17 protein-coding genes are annotated in these 15709 nt (G+C 71.8%); 8 read left to right on the top strand and 9 right to left on the bottom strand.

All coding sequences use genetic code 11. The annotated features are described in order from the left end of the window. Positions 1-2: 2 nt before the first annotated feature. The 4 genes from AC07VM_RS08495 to AC07VM_RS08480 are packed head-to-tail and all read right to left on the bottom strand — an operon-like array spanning position 3 to position 4003. Positions 3-866, bottom strand: coding sequence for a Gfo/Idh/MocA family protein (locus AC07VM_RS08495; RefSeq protein WP_494910692.1), 864 nt, complete (start codon positions 864-866; stop codon positions 3-5). Between the two features lie 15 nt (positions 867-881). Continuing rightward, the gene (locus tag AC07VM_RS08490) at positions 882-1913 is read right to left on the bottom strand and encodes a Gfo/Idh/MocA family protein (RefSeq protein WP_267416821.1); all 1032 of its coding nucleotides are present in this window, start codon (positions 1911-1913) and stop codon (positions 882-884) included. A gap of 38 nt (positions 1914-1951) precedes the next feature. Continuing rightward, the gene (locus AC07VM_RS08485; RefSeq protein WP_494910691.1) at positions 1952-2953 is read right to left on the bottom strand and encodes a Gfo/Idh/MocA family protein; all 1002 of its coding nucleotides are present in this window, start codon (positions 2951-2953) and stop codon (positions 1952-1954) included. A gap of 33 nt (positions 2954-2986) precedes the next feature. Continuing rightward, the gene (locus AC07VM_RS08480; protein ID WP_267416818.1) at positions 2987-4003 is read right to left on the bottom strand and encodes a LacI family DNA-binding transcriptional regulator; all 1017 of its coding nucleotides are present in this window, start codon (positions 4001-4003) and stop codon (positions 2987-2989) included. 138 nt (positions 4004-4141) lie between these two features. Here AC07VM_RS08480 and AC07VM_RS08475 point away from each other — a divergent pair, with 138 nt between their 5' ends. The 5 genes from AC07VM_RS08475 (at position 4142) to AC07VM_RS08455 (ending at position 9138) form a co-directional block, all read left to right on the top strand. After that, positions 4142-4924 carry a 6-phosphogluconolactonase gene (locus tag AC07VM_RS08475; protein ID WP_494910690.1) on the top strand — a complete coding sequence of 261 codons (783 nt, stop codon included), beginning with the start codon at positions 4142-4144 and terminating at the stop codon, positions 4922-4924. Continuing rightward, positions 4921-6108: an N-acetylglucosamine-6-phosphate deacetylase gene (locus AC07VM_RS08470; RefSeq protein ID WP_494910689.1), complete on the top strand. Its 1188-nt coding sequence runs from the start codon at positions 4921-4923 to the stop codon at positions 6106-6108. The genes AC07VM_RS08475 and AC07VM_RS08470 overlap by 4 nt, the downstream gene beginning before the upstream one ends. Further along, positions 6105-7343, top strand: coding sequence for a D-mannonate dehydratase ManD (gene manD / locus AC07VM_RS08465; protein ID WP_494910688.1), 1239 nt, complete (start codon positions 6105-6107; stop codon positions 7341-7343). The genes AC07VM_RS08470 and manD overlap by 4 nt, the downstream gene beginning before the upstream one ends. A gap of 68 nt (positions 7344-7411) precedes the next feature. Continuing rightward, positions 7412-8293 carry a hypothetical protein gene (locus AC07VM_RS08460; RefSeq protein ID WP_494910687.1) on the top strand — a complete coding sequence of 294 codons (882 nt, stop codon included), beginning with the start codon at positions 7412-7414 and terminating at the stop codon, positions 8291-8293. Beyond that, on the top strand, positions 8290-9138 hold the full coding sequence (locus tag AC07VM_RS08455) for an SMP-30/gluconolactonase/LRE family protein (RefSeq protein WP_494910686.1): 849 nt from the start codon (positions 8290-8292) through the stop codon (positions 9136-9138). Before AC07VM_RS08460 ends, AC07VM_RS08455 begins: the two co-directional genes overlap by 4 nt. A 106-nt stretch (positions 9139-9244) precedes the next feature. On the opposite strand, the gene AC07VM_RS08450 is transcribed toward AC07VM_RS08455, so the two are convergent. Both AC07VM_RS08450 and AC07VM_RS08445 read right to left on the bottom strand, forming a co-directional pair. Then, complete coding sequence (locus AC07VM_RS08450) at positions 9245-10099, bottom strand: fumarylacetoacetate hydrolase family protein (protein ID WP_494910685.1); 855 nt, start codon at positions 10097-10099, stop codon at positions 9245-9247. 13 nt (positions 10100-10112) lie between these two features. Then, a complete protein-coding gene (locus AC07VM_RS08445; RefSeq protein ID WP_494910684.1) occupies positions 10113-11087 on the bottom strand; it encodes a C-terminal binding protein in 975 nt (324 codons plus the stop codon). An 88-nt stretch (positions 11088-11175) separates the two neighbouring features. Between AC07VM_RS08445 and AC07VM_RS08440 the strand changes: the two genes are divergently transcribed. Together AC07VM_RS08440 and AC07VM_RS08435 are read left to right on the top strand one after the other, a co-directional pair. Then, positions 11176-11925, top strand: a complete 750-nt coding sequence (locus AC07VM_RS08440) for an SDR family NAD(P)-dependent oxidoreductase (RefSeq protein ID WP_267416810.1) — start codon at positions 11176-11178, stop codon at positions 11923-11925. Continuing rightward, complete coding sequence (locus AC07VM_RS08435) at positions 11918-12268, top strand: nuclear transport factor 2 family protein (RefSeq protein ID WP_494910683.1); 351 nt, start codon at positions 11918-11920, stop codon at positions 12266-12268. Before AC07VM_RS08440 ends, AC07VM_RS08435 begins: the two co-directional genes overlap by 8 nt. 34 nt (positions 12269-12302) lie before the next feature. Here the strand turns inward: AC07VM_RS08435 and AC07VM_RS08430 are convergent, their stop codons facing one another. Then, a complete protein-coding gene (locus tag AC07VM_RS08430) occupies positions 12303-12611 on the bottom strand; it encodes a hypothetical protein (protein ID WP_494910682.1) in 309 nt (102 codons plus the stop codon). 84 nt (positions 12612-12695) lie between these two features. Beyond that, positions 12696-13892: a DNA polymerase IV gene (gene dinB / locus AC07VM_RS08425; RefSeq protein ID WP_494910681.1), complete on the bottom strand. Its 1197-nt coding sequence runs from the start codon at positions 13890-13892 to the stop codon at positions 12696-12698. A gap of 130 nt (positions 13893-14022) precedes the next feature. Between dinB and AC07VM_RS08420 the strand changes: the two genes are divergently transcribed. Further along, positions 14023-14838 (top strand): putative endonuclease domain-containing protein, encoded by an 816-nt coding sequence (locus AC07VM_RS08420; protein ID WP_494910756.1) that lies wholly within the window; start codon positions 14023-14025, stop codon positions 14836-14838. A 24-nt stretch (positions 14839-14862) separates the two neighbouring features. Here AC07VM_RS08420 and AC07VM_RS08415 read toward each other — a convergent pair whose 3' ends face one another. Beyond that, positions 14863-15708 carry an SDR family NAD(P)-dependent oxidoreductase gene (locus AC07VM_RS08415; RefSeq protein WP_494910680.1) on the bottom strand — a complete coding sequence of 282 codons (846 nt, stop codon included), beginning with the start codon at positions 15706-15708 and terminating at the stop codon, positions 14863-14865. Position 15709 lies beyond the last annotated feature (1 nt).

The following is a 15709-nucleotide window of genomic DNA, read 5'->3' as shown; positions in this document are numbered from 1 at the left end:
TCTCAGACCGTGATCGCGGCCCCCGCGCGGGCGACCGCTTCGAGCACCGCGATCGGTGCCAGCAGCTGCGCCCCGGGGATCGGTCGCTCTCCCGATGCGAGCATCCGGGCGAAGGCGTCCACCCCCGGCTGCACGTAGTCGGCGCCGAGCAAGATGTCGCGACCGACCACGCCGTGGCCGCCGACGGCCGTCGCCCGGAACGGCACCTGACCGTCGCCGTCGGGACGGATGAACTCCAGCGTCACGAGCACCCCGTCGACCCGGTAGCGCGCGACGACGCCCCCGGGAAGGCGCTGCACGTCGATGTCCTCCGGCTCCCCGGGGACCAGCCGCTGCGCGACGTCGGCGATGTGGATGCCGTAGAAGAAGATGCCGCTGTACGGGCTGGAGGCGTCCGCCGGTCCGGTCACGGTGACGGCCTGGAGCTCACCGATCGAGCGCAGGCCCTCGGCGACCGCATCCGTGTCGGCCACCCACCGCAGCGCGGACGACGAGGTGAGGGCGACACCCCCGCGCTCGGCCGCGGCGACGATCTCCTGCGCGTCCGCGACGCTCGCCGCGAGCGGCTTGTCGACCCAGACGGGAGTGCCGGCCTCGAGGAAGGGGACCGCGTGGGCGCGATGCTGCGCCCCGTCGCGGGACGTGACGATGAGGGCGTCGATACTCCCGAGCAGGTCCGACGACGCGGCGACGATCCGCTCGATGCCGCCGAGCTCCGCGAGCTCGCGGGTGCGCTCGTCCTCACCGGCGACGAGCGCGACGACGCGCACCGGGACATCGGCAGGCTGCTCGACGTTGAGATACCGGATGATCTCCTCGGCGTGGCTGTTCTCGATGCCGACGATCGCGACGTTCTTCGTTTCCATGTCTCTCATCCTCTTTCACTCGTGGAGGTCGACGGGACGACCGGTGCGGGCGGACTCGTACACGGCGAGCACGACCTGCAGCGCGCGGCGCCCGTCATCCGTGGTGATCGCGGGACGGCTTCCGCCGCGGATCGCCTCGATCACGTCGAGGTACTGCCGACGGTGCGCCATGTCGACGTCGCTCCAGCCCTCGGGGACGTCGTGCTCGATCAGCGCGTCCGCCTCCGGCTGGTCCGCGGTCGCCGAGGCGAAGAACGACAGCCCGTCGTTCTCCATCACCGCGGTCCCCTCCGAGCCGTGCACCGCGAGGCGCACGGGCAGGCCGGGGTAGGCGGCGGTGCTGGCCAGCAGCAGCCCGATGGCTCCGCTCTCGAACTCGATCGTGGCGCCGGCGACGTCTTCGACCTCGATGCCCTCGTGGGCGAGTCGACCGGTCTTCGCGCTCACGGACACCGGGGTGCCGAGCATCCACAGCAGCAGGTCGAGCGCGTGGATGCCCTGGTTCATGAGCGCCCCGCCGCCGTCGATCGCCGCGGTGCCACGCCAGTCGCCGGACTCGTAGTACTCCTGCGGACGGAAGAAGGCCGATTCCACGACACCCGAGGTGACGCGTCCGAGCGCACCGGCATCGATCGACCGGCGGATGAACGAGGCCACCGGCTGGAACCGGCGCTGACTGATGACGGAGACCGTGCGCCCGGAGGCCTGCTCCGCGGCGCGGATGCGGTCCGCCGCGTCGAGGGTGACGTCGATCGGCTTCTCGACGATCACGTCCAGCCCGGCCTCCAGCGCCTCGACCACCGCGTCCGCGTGGAAGGCACTGGGCAGGCACACCGCCGCGAGGTCGAGCTCCTCCGTGCGGTACGCCTCCGCCGCAGAGGTGTGGAAGGGGACGCCGTACTGCTCGGCGAGCGCCCGCCCCCTCACCTCGTCGAGGTCGATGATCGCGGCGAGAGCACCGGCGTCGCCGAGGGCCGCGACGAGACGCGCGTGGACGGCGCCGATCACCCCCGCGCCGACGATCGCGATGCGCAGCGTTTCGGTCATGATGTCTCCTGTCATGGACGTCGGGGCGTCCGTCGGGGTCAGTCTGAGAGGCGCGACCAGGGGAGCGCGGCGCCGTCGCGGTCGGCGGATTCCTGGGCGAGGAGCGCGAGCCGGGTCGCCGCGAGGGAGTCGCGCGTGCCGACCGCGGAGGTGCGGCCGGCGGCGAACGCGTCGAGGGCCTCCTCCGCCGGACGCAGACCCGGCGGAAGATCGAGATCCCGCGTCGCCCGGTCCTCGGTGGTCACCTCGACGCGACCGCGTGCCCAGAAGATCTCCGCCGTGCCGCGGGTGCCGATCAGTCGCAGGCGGTAGTCGCCGTGCACATCGGAGGCCTGCGGCGTGAGCCAGCTGACCTCCGCGCTGACCACCGTGTTCGGGGTCGTGAGAGTCGCGGCCCCGTAGCGGGTGAATCCCTCCGCACCGCCGAGCGGGGCGGACACGGCGCCGCGCACGACGCCCTCGTCGGCGGGCGCGAACAGCAGCGCGGCATCGAGATCGTGCACCGAGAGGTCGGTGAGGATGCCGCCGTACTGCGCGCGGTCGAAGAACCACGCCGGACGCTGGTCGCGGTTGAGCTTGTGGGGTCCGGAGGAGGTGATGCCGACGATGTCGCCCAGCTCCCCCGCCCTGACCACGTCGAGGGCGGCCAGCGTCTCCGGGTAGCCGCGCTTCTCGAGGAGCAGGTTCACGGTGCGCCCGACCTCCGCCGCGACCGCCTCGATCTCGTCGAGCTCGTCGAGCGTCGTGCACAGCGGCTTGTCGGCGAGAACGTGGGCCCCGGCGCGGAGCGCGGCGACGACGTCGGAGCCGCGAGCTCCGTACACGCCGGCGACGACCGCGATGTCGACGCCCTCGGCCAGCAGATCGTCGGCCCGGTCGTACGCCGGGACGCCGAATCGGGCGGCGTGGTGCTCGGCGACCGCACGGTCGGAGTCCTGCACCCCGACGAGCACGAAGTCGGCGCGGTCGGCCCGGGTCAGCTCGTCGAGCACATAGTCGACGTGCGGATGGGCGGCACCGATGATCGCGATCCGAGGCATGGGCGACAGTAAATCATGCGACCGGTTGCACGGTCAACCGCCGATGCTGTGCACGGCCTCCGTCGTGGCCCGGACGACCAGGTGGGTGGCGATCGTGACGCGGGCATCCGACCGCTCCCCGCCGGCGAGGATGCCGAGCAGCAGCTCGGCCGCGGCATCCCCCGCCGCAGCCGATGCCGCGGAGATCGTGGTGAGGGCGGGATGCGTGCCGGAGGCGAGGGTGTCGTCGCATCCGATCACGCTGATGTCGCGCGGCACGTCGATGCCGCGGAGGGCCAGCCCGGCCATGACGCCCTGCGCGACCACGTCGTCGAACGCGATGACGGCGGTCGCCTCGGACGCGAGGATGCCGCCCACCGCGTCGCGCCCGGCGGCCGAGCTCGGACGCCCGAGCTCCTGCACGATCACCTCGAGACCCGCACGCTCGGCGGCCCGGGCGAGAGCCGACCGACGCTGCTGGTCGGACCACGACTCGCGGGGCCCGGAGAGGTACACGACGCGCTGGTGGCCGAGGCGGTGCAGGTGCGCCACGGCCTCGTCGAGCCCGCCGCTGGGGTCGATGAGCACCCGCGCCAGGCCGTCGATGTCGCGGTTCACGAGCACCACGGGCCGCGCGGCATCGAGCTCGCGGATGCGCTCCTCGTCGAGTCGCGGCGAGGCGAGCACGAAGCCCTCCACCTGGGCGCTGAGCCGCGACGTGAGGTTGGCCTCGCGGTCGGCGATCTCGTCGGAGTCGCCGAGGAACACCGCGTACCCGGCGGCGTCGGCCAGGGTCTGCACGCGGCGCACGAGCGGCGGGAAGAACGGGTTGGCGATATCGGGCACGACCACGGCGACGTTGCCGAAGCGTCCGGTGGACAGCGCCCTGGCCGCGTGGTTCACGACGTATCCGAGTTCTTCGGCGGCCGCCTTCACGCGCCGGACCGTCTCGGGGTTGAGCAGCTCGGGGCGGCTGAACGCGCGCGACACCGTCGAGCGCGAGACCCCGGCCACGCGCGCGATGTCGCCGATCGTCACCGAACCGGATGCCGGCTTCCTGTTGCCTGTCACGTCACACACACTAAGCCCGTGCACCGCCGCTGCGCGCGATCGGAGGGGTGCGCGGAGCACGGACGCGCCCGTCGCACCCCGCATCCGATCGCGATCCGGGGCTTGACTTTGCAAGCGGTTGCATTACTCTTGCGAATCATGAGCACGACGACGTTCGCCCTGCACGCCCACCCCGACCGCGCCGCGATGGGCGCCGCCGCCGCACGATCGGCTGCGCACACGCTGCGCGAGGCCGTGGCCGCGCGAGGCTCTGCACGGATGATCGCCGCCGCCGCCCCGAGTCAGCTCGACGTCTACCGCGCCCTCGCCGCGGAGGTCGACGTGCCGTGGGACCGCATCACGATCCTGCACATGGACGAGTACATCGGTCTCGACGTCGCGGCTCCCCAGCGCTTCGGCAACTGGCTCCGCGCGCACCTCGTCGACGCGGTGCAGCCCGCCGCCTTCCACCCGATGCGCACCGAGCTCGGCACGGAGGCCGCGACCGAGGAGTACGCCGCGCTGCTCGCCGAGGGCCCCATCGACCTGGTGTGCCTGGGCATCGGGGTCAACGGGCACATCGCGTTCAACGACCCGCCCGACGCCGACCTCACCGACCCCTGCCCCGTGCGCACCGTGCAGCTCGACCTGGCGAGCCGCGTGCAGCAGGTCGACGACGAGTGCTTCGATACCCTCGACGCCGTGCCCACCCATGCGCTGACGCTGACCATCCCCGCCCTGATGAACGGTGCCCACCTGGTGTGCGCCGTCCCCGATGCGCGCAAGGCCGAAGCCGTCCGCGCCCTCGTCGAGGAGCCCATCAGCGCCCACTGGCCGTGCACCGTGCTGCGCCGGCACTCCCACTGCGAGGTGCACGTGGACCGCGACGCCGCCTCGCTGCTGCACCCCTCTCCCGTCGAGGCCGTGCAGGCGGCACGATGACCGCGGCGGCCGTCCTGCGCGGACGCGACGCCCTCGGCTCCGGCGGACTCGAACTCGTCGTGGAGCACGGCCGCATCGGCTCCCTCACGCGGATCGCCGACCCCGGCGACGACGCACCCTGGATCGGCCCCGGACTGATCGACCTGCAGGTGAACGGTCATCTCGAGGGGGATGCCAACGCCGCCGAGCCCGACCCGGAGCACATCGCCGCGATGGCCCGCTCACTCGCGGGGCACGGCGTCACCCGCTTCCTGCCCACCGTCATCACCGCGTCGCCCGCCGAGATGGTCGCCCGCATCCGCGCGATCGCCGAGGCCGTGCGCGACTCGACGACGACCTCCCGCGCGGTCGCCGGGATCCATGTCGAAGGCCCGAGCCTGTCCGACCAGGACGGTCCTCGCGGGGTGCATCCGCTCGAGCACATCCGCCCGCCGTCGATCGCCGAGCTGCAGTCCTGGCTCGACGCCGCCCCCGGCCTGCTGCGCATCGTGACGCTGTCTCCGCACCACCCCGGCTCCGTCGAGGCCACGCGCTTCCTCGTCGCGCACGGCGTGCGGGTCGCGGTCGGCCACACCCACGCCTCGGATGCGGAGATCGCCGCGGTCGTCGATGCCGGGGCCACGCTCTCCACGCACCTCGGCAACGGCGCCCACGCGATGCTCCCCCGGCATCCGAACTATCTGTGGACGCAGCTCGCGGAGCCGCGGCTCGCAGCGGGCGTGATCGCCGACGGCCATCATCTTCCCGACGCCACCCTCGCGACCATGATCGCCGCCAAGCGCGATCACGGCCTCTTCCTGGTGAGCGACGCCGTGGCCACTCCGGCAGCCCTGCTCGACGGCGGCGTCTCGACCGTGGGCGGCGGCGTGCACCTCGCCGACGACGGCGCCCTCCGGCACGTGTCGACCGGGTTCCTCGCGGGGTCCGTGCAGACCCTCGACGTCGGCGTCGCGACCGTCGCGCGCCTGACGGGGTCTCTGGCCGCCGCCGTGCGGCTCGCGACCTCGGCCCCGGCAGCCGTCCTCGACGACGGGCCTCACTGGACCGTCGGCGCGCGTGCCGACGTGCTGCTCTTCGACTGGACCCCCGGCGACCGCTCGATCACGCCACGCGAGGTGCTGATCGCCGGCGAACCCGCCACCGACATGACCGACGCACCCGCAGCCGCAGGAGGAACCCGATGACCATCGACAGGGCTGAGGTGATCGTCACGAGTCCGGATCGGAATTTCGTGACGTTGAAGATCACGACCGCGGATGGGGTGACCGGTCTGGGGGATGCGACGTTGAACGGGCGGGAGCTCGCGGTGGTCGCGTATCTGACCGAGCATGTGGTGCCGTTGTTGATCGGGGCGGATGAGTCGCGGATCGAGGACACGTGGCAGTTCCTGTACCGCAGTGCGTATTGGCGGCGGGGTCCGGTGACGATGGCCGCGATCGCCGCGGTCGACATGGCGCTGTGGGACATCAAGGGGAAAGTCGCCGGTCTCCCCGTGTACCAACTGCTGGGCGGTGCGAGCCGGAACGGACTCCTCGCCTACGGGCATGCGTCGGGGAAGGAGCTGCCGGAGCTGTTCGATTCGATCCGTGCGCACCAGGCGCAGGGGTATCGGGCGATCCGGGTGCAGACCGGGGTGCCCGGGTTGCAAGCGATCTACGGGATCGCGTCGCAGGCGGCCGATACCGGGGGTGGGGAGGCGCGGTATGACCACGAGCCCGCCCGCCGTGGGGCCAAGCCGGTCGAGGAGGACTGGGACACCCGGGCGTATCTGCGCCACCTGCCCGGGGTGTTCGAGGCCGTGCGCAACGAGTTCGGGGCGGACCTGCCGTTGCTGCATGACGGGCATCACCGGATGACACCGATCCAGGCCGCACGGCTGGGGAAGGATCTCGAACCGTTCGACCTGTTCTGGTTGGAGGACTGCACCCCGGCGGAGAACCAGGAAGCGTTGCGTCTGGTGCGCCAGCACACCACGACGCCGCTCGCGATCGGGGAGATCTTCAACACGGTCTGGGACTTCAAGGACATCATCCGCGACCAGCTCATCGACTACGTCCGCGGCGCGGTCACCCACATGGGTGGGATCAGCGCGTTGAAGAAGACTCTCGACTACGCGGCCATGTACCAGATCAAATCCGGGATGCACGGGCCGACAGACATCTCCCCGGTCGGGATGGCCGCCGCGATGCACCTGGGTCTGTCGATCCACAACTTCGGCATCCAGGAGTACATGCAGCACGGCTCCCGCACCGACCAGGTGTTCCAGCAGTCGTTCACCTGGACCGACGGGATGCTGCACCCCGGCAACAAACCCGGCCTCGGCGTCGACCTCGACCTGGACGAAGCCGGCAAGTACCCGTACGAGCAGGCCTACCTCCCCTACAACCGCCTCCACGACGGCACCGTCCACGACTGGTGACCCCGAGGGTCGTCGCGCCCGCAACTGCACTCGGGCGCGACGGCCCTCCGCAGTAGGCTGAACCCATCATGGAAGAGTTCATCCAGGGCTTCTGGACCTTCGCGGGGCACTACTGGTGGCTCATCTTCCCCATCATGGGGATGGCCGGCGGTGCGGCGAAGGCGTGGGAGCAAGGCTCCAAGCGCCGTCACGAGCGCCGCCTGGAGACCCTTCGCATGAAAGCGCAGCTGAAGACCGCCGAGATCGAGGCCCGAGCCCTCACCCAGCAGTCCAAGCGCCGCGGGCCCTCGGTCGTCGACACGACGGCATCCGTCGCGCCGAACGACCTGGTCGCGCGGCTGTTCGCCGAGCACGACGAGATCACCGCGCGCTGGCTCGATTACGAGCTCGATGTCGCGAAGCTCATCGCGTTCCCGGCCATGAGCGACGGACGCCAGCCGCTGACCGCCGCCTTCCTGCGGGCGAAGAAGACCGCCGACGCCCTGCGCCCGGCATCCCCCGACGCGAAGGTGTCCGAGCAGCAGATCACCGAGTACCTGCAGGCGGTCGGCGACTACGCGGTCGCGTTCGAGATCGCCGAGAAGGACGCGCGACGCCTGCGCGACTCCACCTTCACCGAGCCGGAGCGCAAGCGGCTCGAGCGGGCGCAGCAGCTGCTCAAGGTGGCCGTCGACGACTCGGCCACGCAGGCCGAGCGCAACGTCGCCTACAAGCGCGTTCGCGAGGAGCTCGACGGTCTCATCCTGCTCTCCGACGAGGCCGTCACCGTGCTCGAGAAGCAGGTGGCCCGCGAGTTGCCGGCACACGCCGGTACCGCCCCGTCGGCAGCGTCCGCGCCCGCCGCCGCACCCGTAGCCGAGACCGCCCCGCAGCCGGAGCCCGAGCGCATCCCGGTCGCCGATCCGCTGCGCCCCGCCCCGCCGCGCGCGCAGCCCCGCGAAGAAGCATGACCCCCGAGAACGTCACCGGCCCGGTCGCGCACCACGCCGAAGGCCCCGTGTGGTCGATGGGCTGGGGTGGACTGCGCTGGGTCGACGGGAACGCCGGCGACCTGCTCACGCTGCGCCCCGACGGCGTGACCCGTCAGCACATCGACGACGGGTACCTCGCCTTCGCCCGGCCGCGCGCCGGTGGCGGCCTCGTGGCCGTGGGGGCGCGCACGCTGTACCTCGCGGATGACGTGGACGGCGACGTCCGCGCGGTCGCCTCGCTGGGCGACGATCCGCGCGTGCGCATGAACGACGGATGCTGCGACCCTCGCGGCCGCCTGCTCGCGGGGTCCATGGCCTACGACGCGGCGGCGGACGCCGGAAGCGTGCTGCGCCTCGACGCCGACCTGAACGTCACGACCGTGCTCCCGCGGGCCACGATCTCCAACGGCGTCGGGTTCTCCCCGGACGGACGGCGGGCGTACTACGTCGACACCGCGACGCACCGGATCGATATGTTCGACGTGGCCGAGGGCGAGCTTCGCGGCCGCCGCGCGTTCGCCGCGATCCCCGCCGACCAGGGCTCGCCGGACGGCCTGACGGTCGCCGCCGACGGCAGCGTGTGGGTCGCGCTCTGGGGCGGCAGCGCGGTGCACGGCTACGACGCCACGGGCGGGCTCATCGCGACCATCGAGCTCCCGGTGCCCCAGGTCTCCGCCTGCACGTTCGGCGGCGACGACCTCGACACGCTCTACATCACGACGTCCGCGCAGGGACTGCTCGCGGACCACGGCACCGAGGCCGGTTCGGTCTTCGCCGTGCAGCCCGGCGTGCGCGGCATCCCGGTCACGCCGTTCGCGGGCTGACGCGACATCCGCCCCCGAGACGCCCCGACGGCCTCTGACCGAGACACGGTGCACTCAGCAAAAGGAACCGTGCCCCGGACACAGGCCGCCGGGAGGGAGCTGCGGATCAGGCCAGGTGCACCCGCTCGGTGCGCTGGTGCTGACGGCCGAGGCCCTCGATCTCGATGGTCATCTCGTCGCCGTCCTGCAGGTACGGGAAGCGGCCCGACAGCGCGACGCCCTGCGGGGTGCCGGTGTTGATCACGTCGCCGGGCTCGAGCACCAGGTACTGGCTCAGCTCGTGGACGATCTGCAGCACCGGGAAGATCATGTCCGCCGTCGAGGAGTCCTGACGCGGCTCGCCGTTCACGGACGAACGCAGTCGCAGCGCCTGCGGGTCGACCTCATCGGCGGGGACGAGCGCGGGTCCGAGCGGGTTGAACGTCTCGGAGCACTTGCCCTTCGACCACTGTCCGCCCGACACGTCGAGCTGATACGCGCGCTCCGACACGTCGTTCGAGATCGTGTAGCCCGCGATGACGTCGCGTGCGGCCTCCGGCGACGGCAGGTACCGCGCGGTCGTGCCGATCACGACCGCCAGCTCGACCTCCCAGTCGACCTTCTCGGCGCCGGGAGGCAGCAGCACGACGTCGTTCGGCCCGACGACCGTGTTCGGGTGCTTGAAGAAGATGACCGGATGCTCGGGCGGCAGCGAACCCGACTCGGCCGCGTGGGCCGCGTAGTTCTGGCCGATGCAGACCACGGCGGTCGGACGGGCGACGGGCGCGCCGATGCGCAGCCCGTCGACGGCGACGGCGCTCAGTTCACCGCGGGCCAGAGCCTCGCGCACGCGGGCGATGCCATCGGCCGCGAGGAAGGCACCGTCGATGTCGGCGGTGAGGGGCGAGAGGTCGTACACGACGCCCTCGTCACGGACGAAGGGACGCTCGTCGCCGACGGGACCGAGTCGAAGCAGTTCCATGATGATCCTTCGGTCAGCGCGCGGCGGCGTAGGTCGGGTTGACGATCGGCACGGACTCGCCGGCCAGGTAGCGGATGATGTTCTCCGCCGCGTGCACGGGGAGGTCCTGCAGCGCCTCGGGGGAGAACCACGCGGCGTGCGGGGTCAGCAGCACCTCGTCGAGGTCGCGCAAGGGGGAGTCCGCGGCGAGCGGCTCTCCCGCGAACACGTCGAGCGCGGCGGCGCCCAGATGCCCGGCGCGCAGCGAGGCGGCGAGCGCCTCCTCATCGATGAGCGGGCCGCGGCAGGTGTTCACCACGACCGCGCCCTGCTTCATGGTCGCGAGGGCCGCGGCGTCGATCAGGTGCCGGGTCGCGTCGGTGAGCGGCACGTGCAGGGTCAGGATGTCAGCCTGCGCCACGGCGTCCGGGATCTCGACGAGCTCGCATCCGGCCTCGCGCACGGCGTCGGCGGGAGCGTAGGGGTCGGCGACCAGCACCCGGAAGCCCAGCGCACGGCATCCGCGGGCCACGATCGAGCCGATGCGACCGAAGCCGAGCACGGACACGGTGGTCGTCGACGGGCGGACGGCGAGCGGACGGGCGTCGACGGCCTTCCAGGTGCCGGCGCGGACGGCGCGATCGTAGGCCGGGAGGCCGCGGGCCTGGGTCATGATCATCGCGATGGTGTGCGCGGCGACCTCCTCGATGCAGTAGCTCGGGGTGTTCGCGACGGCGATGCCGCGGGCGGTCGCCGCCTCGACGTCGACCATGTCGTAGCCGATGCCGACGCGGCTGATGACGCGGAGGTTCGGCATCCGATCCATCACCTCGCCGGTGATCTGGGCCCACTGTACGACGAGGCCCTCGGCGTCGGCACCGGCGGCGGCGATGTCGTCGAGGCTGCCGGATGCGGCACGCTCGGCGCGCAGTCCCGCCTGGCGGAGGGTGTCTTCGATGACGGTTCCTGGCAGGTCGCAGTCGCTGACGAGGATGAAGGGCTCGGTCATGACAGCGATGCTATAGCATCTAGCAAATGCTTGTACAGCGCGAGCCGCACATCCTGGACAGCCTCACAATTTGCTATAGCATCGAGTCATGACTGCTCGCCGCGCTCTGATCACGGGGGCGAGTTCCGGTATCGGAACCGCCGCCGCCCTCGAACTCGCCCGCGAGGGCGCCGCCCTCTGGATCACGTATGCCGGGCGCGAGGCCGAAGCGCTCCGCATCGCCGAGGAGTGCCGGGACGCAGGCTCACCCGAGGTGCACGTCTCCCGCCTCGACCTGCGCGAGCGCGCGTCGATCGACGCGCTCATCGCCGAGGTCACGGCCGCGTGGGGCTCGCTGCACGTGCTCGTCAACAACGGCGGCGTCTGCCCGTACACCCCCTACGACGACATCGAGTTCGACGAGTGGGACATGGTCCTCGAGACCAACGCCCGCGGCACCTTCTTCCTGACCCGCGGCGCTCTCCCGTTGCTCCGGGCCGCCGAGGGCGACCGCTCGGTGATCAACATCGCCTCGATCGCCGGCCAGGTCGGCGCGCTGCAGACCGGCATCCACTACGCCGCGAGCAAGGGCGCGATCCTCGCCATCACACGCAGCTTCGCCCGGCACCTCGCCGCCGAGGGCATCCGCGTGAACGCCGTCACGCCGGGCCCGGTCGCGAGCGCCATCACCGACCAGCTGCAGGGCGCCGGACGCGAGAAGCTCGAGGCCGGCATCCCGCTCGGTGCATTCGGGCAGCCGGAAGACGTCGCCTGGATCATCGCATCACTCGCGTCGGAGCGGGCACGGTTCATCACCGGCGCCACCTACGACGTCAACGGAGGAGTTCGCATTGACTGACCGCACCGCCCTCGACCGCTCTGCCCTCGATACCGTGCAGGCGCAGCTCGACGCCTTCAACGCGCACGACCTCGACGCGTTCGTCGCGACCTACGCCGCGGACGCCGTGATCACCGGCGTCGCGCCGGAACCCGTGGTGGGCACCGACGCGATCCGCGCCTTCTACGAGCCGCGGCTGCAGAACCCCGAGCTGTCGTGCGTGATCGAGAACAGCGTGCTGTTCGGCACCCGGTGGGTCGTCGCGCAGGAGCAGGTCATCAACGCGGGCGTCGCGACCGAGACCATCGCGACCTTCGACGTCGTGGACGGCCTGATCGCGCGGGCGTCGATGCTCAAGGCCTGAACCGCAGCACGTCTCCGTCCTGGACCGCCCGCCGTCACACCAGGTCGAAGAGCTCGACGGCGTCCATGCCGACGAAGCTGGTCTTTCGGGACTCCATGGCCGCCATCCTCGGAATCCGCTCGAAGCGCCGATGCTCGGGAGCGATCATCAGGCGGAACGGACCCTTCACGAGCGCCACGATCAGATGCGTGTCGTACCAGCACAGCGCCTGCCGGCGCGAGGCCTTCTGCGCCCACGAATGGACGAGAAGCCAGGCGAGGACGGCGAACGGGATCAGGACCCAGAGCAGGAGCCCACGCACCAGCACCACCAGGTACCATCCCGTCCGGCTGAGTGCGTTCATGCAGCTGTGTCCTTCTTCGACGCGGCTCGGCGCGTCGAGCTCACGGTACCGGACCGACCCGGGAAGCCTGCGCATCGTGCCGGTTCACTCGTGCTCGGGCAGGATCGGGGACGACCAGCCCGGGTCGCGGCCGAGCTGGGCCGCCCGCGACACCGAGCTCGCGCCGTAGCGATCACGCAGGGTGTCGAGCACCCCGTCGAGGCGCGCCTCGTCGCCCCAGTCGATCGGCAGCTCGGGCTGCACACGGTCGGCGCGGTCGAGCTGCGACAGAGAGATGCCGAGCAGGGTGATGCCGCGGTCGGCGATCTCGGGCTGCGCCGCGGCGAGCAGCGTGCGCGCGAGGGTCAGCAGCACGGCGGTGCGGTCGGTCGGCGCGCGGAGCGAGCGGGAGCGCGTGGCCTTCGAGAAGTCGCCGAACCGGAGACGCAGCACGACGGTGCGGCAGACACGGCCGCCGTCGCGCAGCCGCCGAGCGAGCCGGTCGACGATCTGGGTGAGGATGAGGTCGAGCTCCTCGGCCGATCGCGGTCGGCTGCCGAGCGCCCGCTGCGAGCCGATGGACCCGCGTCGCCGAGTGGTGTCGACCGGGCGCGGGTCCCGCAGCCGGGCCAGCGCGTGCACATGGGCCCCGGTCGCCTTGCCCAGCATCCGCTCGGCGGTGGCCGCCTCGAGCTCGGCGAGCTGCCCCACCGTGCGGACGCCGTAGCGGTGCAGCTTCTCCGCCGTCACCGCCCCCACGCCCCACAGCCTCTCCACCGGCAGGGGAAGCAGGAATTCCTCCTCGCGCTCGGGCTCCACGACCAGCAGACCGTCGGGTTTGCTCACGGCACTGGCGACCTTGGCGAGGAACTTCGTGCGCGCGACTCCGACCGAGATGGCGAGTCCGGTCTCCGCGCGCACGCGCTCGCGCAGCCGCGCCGCGATCTGCTCGGGGCTGCCCGCGATCCGTCTCAGACCCCCGACCTCGAGGAACGCCTCGTCGATCGACAGCCCCTCCACGAGCGGGGTGGTGTCGCGGAAGATCGCGAACACCTGCTTGCTGGCCTCGGAGTAGGCGTCCATGCGCGGCGGGACCACGATCGCATCGGGGCAGAGCTCCCGCGCCTGCCGTCCGCCCATGGCGGTGCGCACGCCGCGGGCCTTCGCCTCGTAGCTCGCCGCCAGCACGACCCCGCCGCCCACGATGACGGGCCGGCCCCGCAGCTCCGGCGCATCACGCTGCTCGACCGAGGCGTAGAACGCATCGAGGTCGGCATGCAGCACCGTGGCTTCCCCACGCATCCCGTTCTCCTGTCGACGTGCGGATCGTCGCACGGACCGGGGACACCGGAAGCGGTATCGGTATCGGTGTCAGCAGGCACGAGGCGGTGTCCGTGACGGCGGGTATGGTCGGCGCGTGCCGGAACCGGTGATGCAGTGGTGGGCGCGACGGCAGTTCTCCCGCGGTCGCGCCGTTCCGTATGACGTGGGCACCTACCGTGCCGGGTGGGCGGCGTATCCGGAACTGATTCGGCAGTACCACCCGGAGCTGAACCACGGCATCGTCCTGTCGCAGATCCCGCTCGCGGCCGATGTGCTCCTCTGCTGGGAGTGCGCGGTCGGGCACCGGTTCGCCGCGACCCCGGCAGAGCAGCGCGAGCGTCCGGGACAGGTGCGACGTCGCTCCGCCTGGTGCCCGGAGTGTTCCGCGCTCGCCCGCCCGCAGCCGGTCGTGCTCGGCGAAGCCCGTGCCCTCCCCCGTAAGCCCCGTCGCCCGGCGCCCGCGATCTGCACGAAGACGCCCGACCTGCCCGCGGGGACCGCGTTCGAGAGCACGTGCGCACCGCGTCCTGCCTCCGCCGCGGAGGGACGCCTGCGGGCGGAACTCGGGAGTCTGATCGAGTTCGACCCGGCCGTGAACGCCGTGAAGGTGTCGCGCCCGTTCTTCCGTCACACCGAGGTCTGGCCCGACATCGTGCTCCCGGAGCTGCGCGTCGCGCTCGAGTACGACACCGTCGGGCGCCACGGTCTGGAGCACGTCGGCAAGCGGCAGGACGCCGACCTGCGCAAGGACCGCGCCCTCCGCGCCTCGGGCTGGGAGGTCATCCGCATCCGGACCGGGAAGCTCGAACCTCTCGGTCCGCACGACCTCGCGCTGTCCTCGGTGAGCGCGAAGAGCCTGGCGCGCATCCTCGACGAGCTGCGCGTCATCCGCGGTGCGCTGCTCGTGGACGCGTATCTCCGCTGACGACGGCCTGCGGCTGCCCGACCGTCAGGCCCCGAACCGCTCCCGCAGGGCGGGGTCGACCGCGATGTCGCCGAAGGATGCCGTCCAGGCGCCGTCGACCGCGATGGACTGCCCCGAGAGATACGGAGCCTCGTCGGAGAGCAGGAACGCCGTGACGGCCGCGACCTCCTCGGCTCGGGCGATGCGCCCCATGGGCGGTCCCTCGGCGAGTGCGCGCTCCTCGGCGGCCGGGTCGGCGGCCCGCGCGATCTGGGCTTCGAGGTGCGGGGTGCGCACGCCGCCCGGCGCGACGGTGTTGGCGCGGATGCCGAGTCCGCCGTAGGTCACGGCGACGCTGCGGGTCAGCGCGTCGATGCCGCCCTTCGTGAACTCGTAGGCCGCGTGATCAGTGAAGGACGCGCGGCCGTGGATCGAGCCGATGTTCACGATCGCCCCCGCGACGCCCTGATCCACGAAGGCCGAGACCGCGGTCGAGCAGCCCCAGATGTATCCGAAGCCGTTGATGCCGAGGATCTCGCGCACGGTGTCCTCGTCGAGGTCGTGCAGCGGCGTGCGCTTGGTGATGCCGGCGTTGTTCACCCAGCCGGCGAGAGGCGCCCGGGCGCGGGCGGCTGCGGCGGCGCGCTCATGCGTCGCGCGGTCGGCGGCGTCGCCGAGCACGACCTCCGCCACGATGCCCTCTTCGACCGTGCCGGACCCCGGCGAGCGCTCGAGCCCGACCACGATCCAGCCGTCGGCGGTCAGCCGCTCCGCGACGGCGCGGCCGATGCCCTTGCCGCTGCCGGTCACGACGACGCTGCGGTTCACGACGACACTGCGGTTCACGACGACACTGCGGTTCGTGACGACACTGCGCGGGGAGTCTGTCATC

Source organism: Microbacterium sp. GW821-FHT01D02, assembly GCF_059422585.1.
The sequence above is the reverse complement of the archived record's forward strand: the minus strand, read 5'-3'. Positions and strand labels throughout refer to the sequence as shown.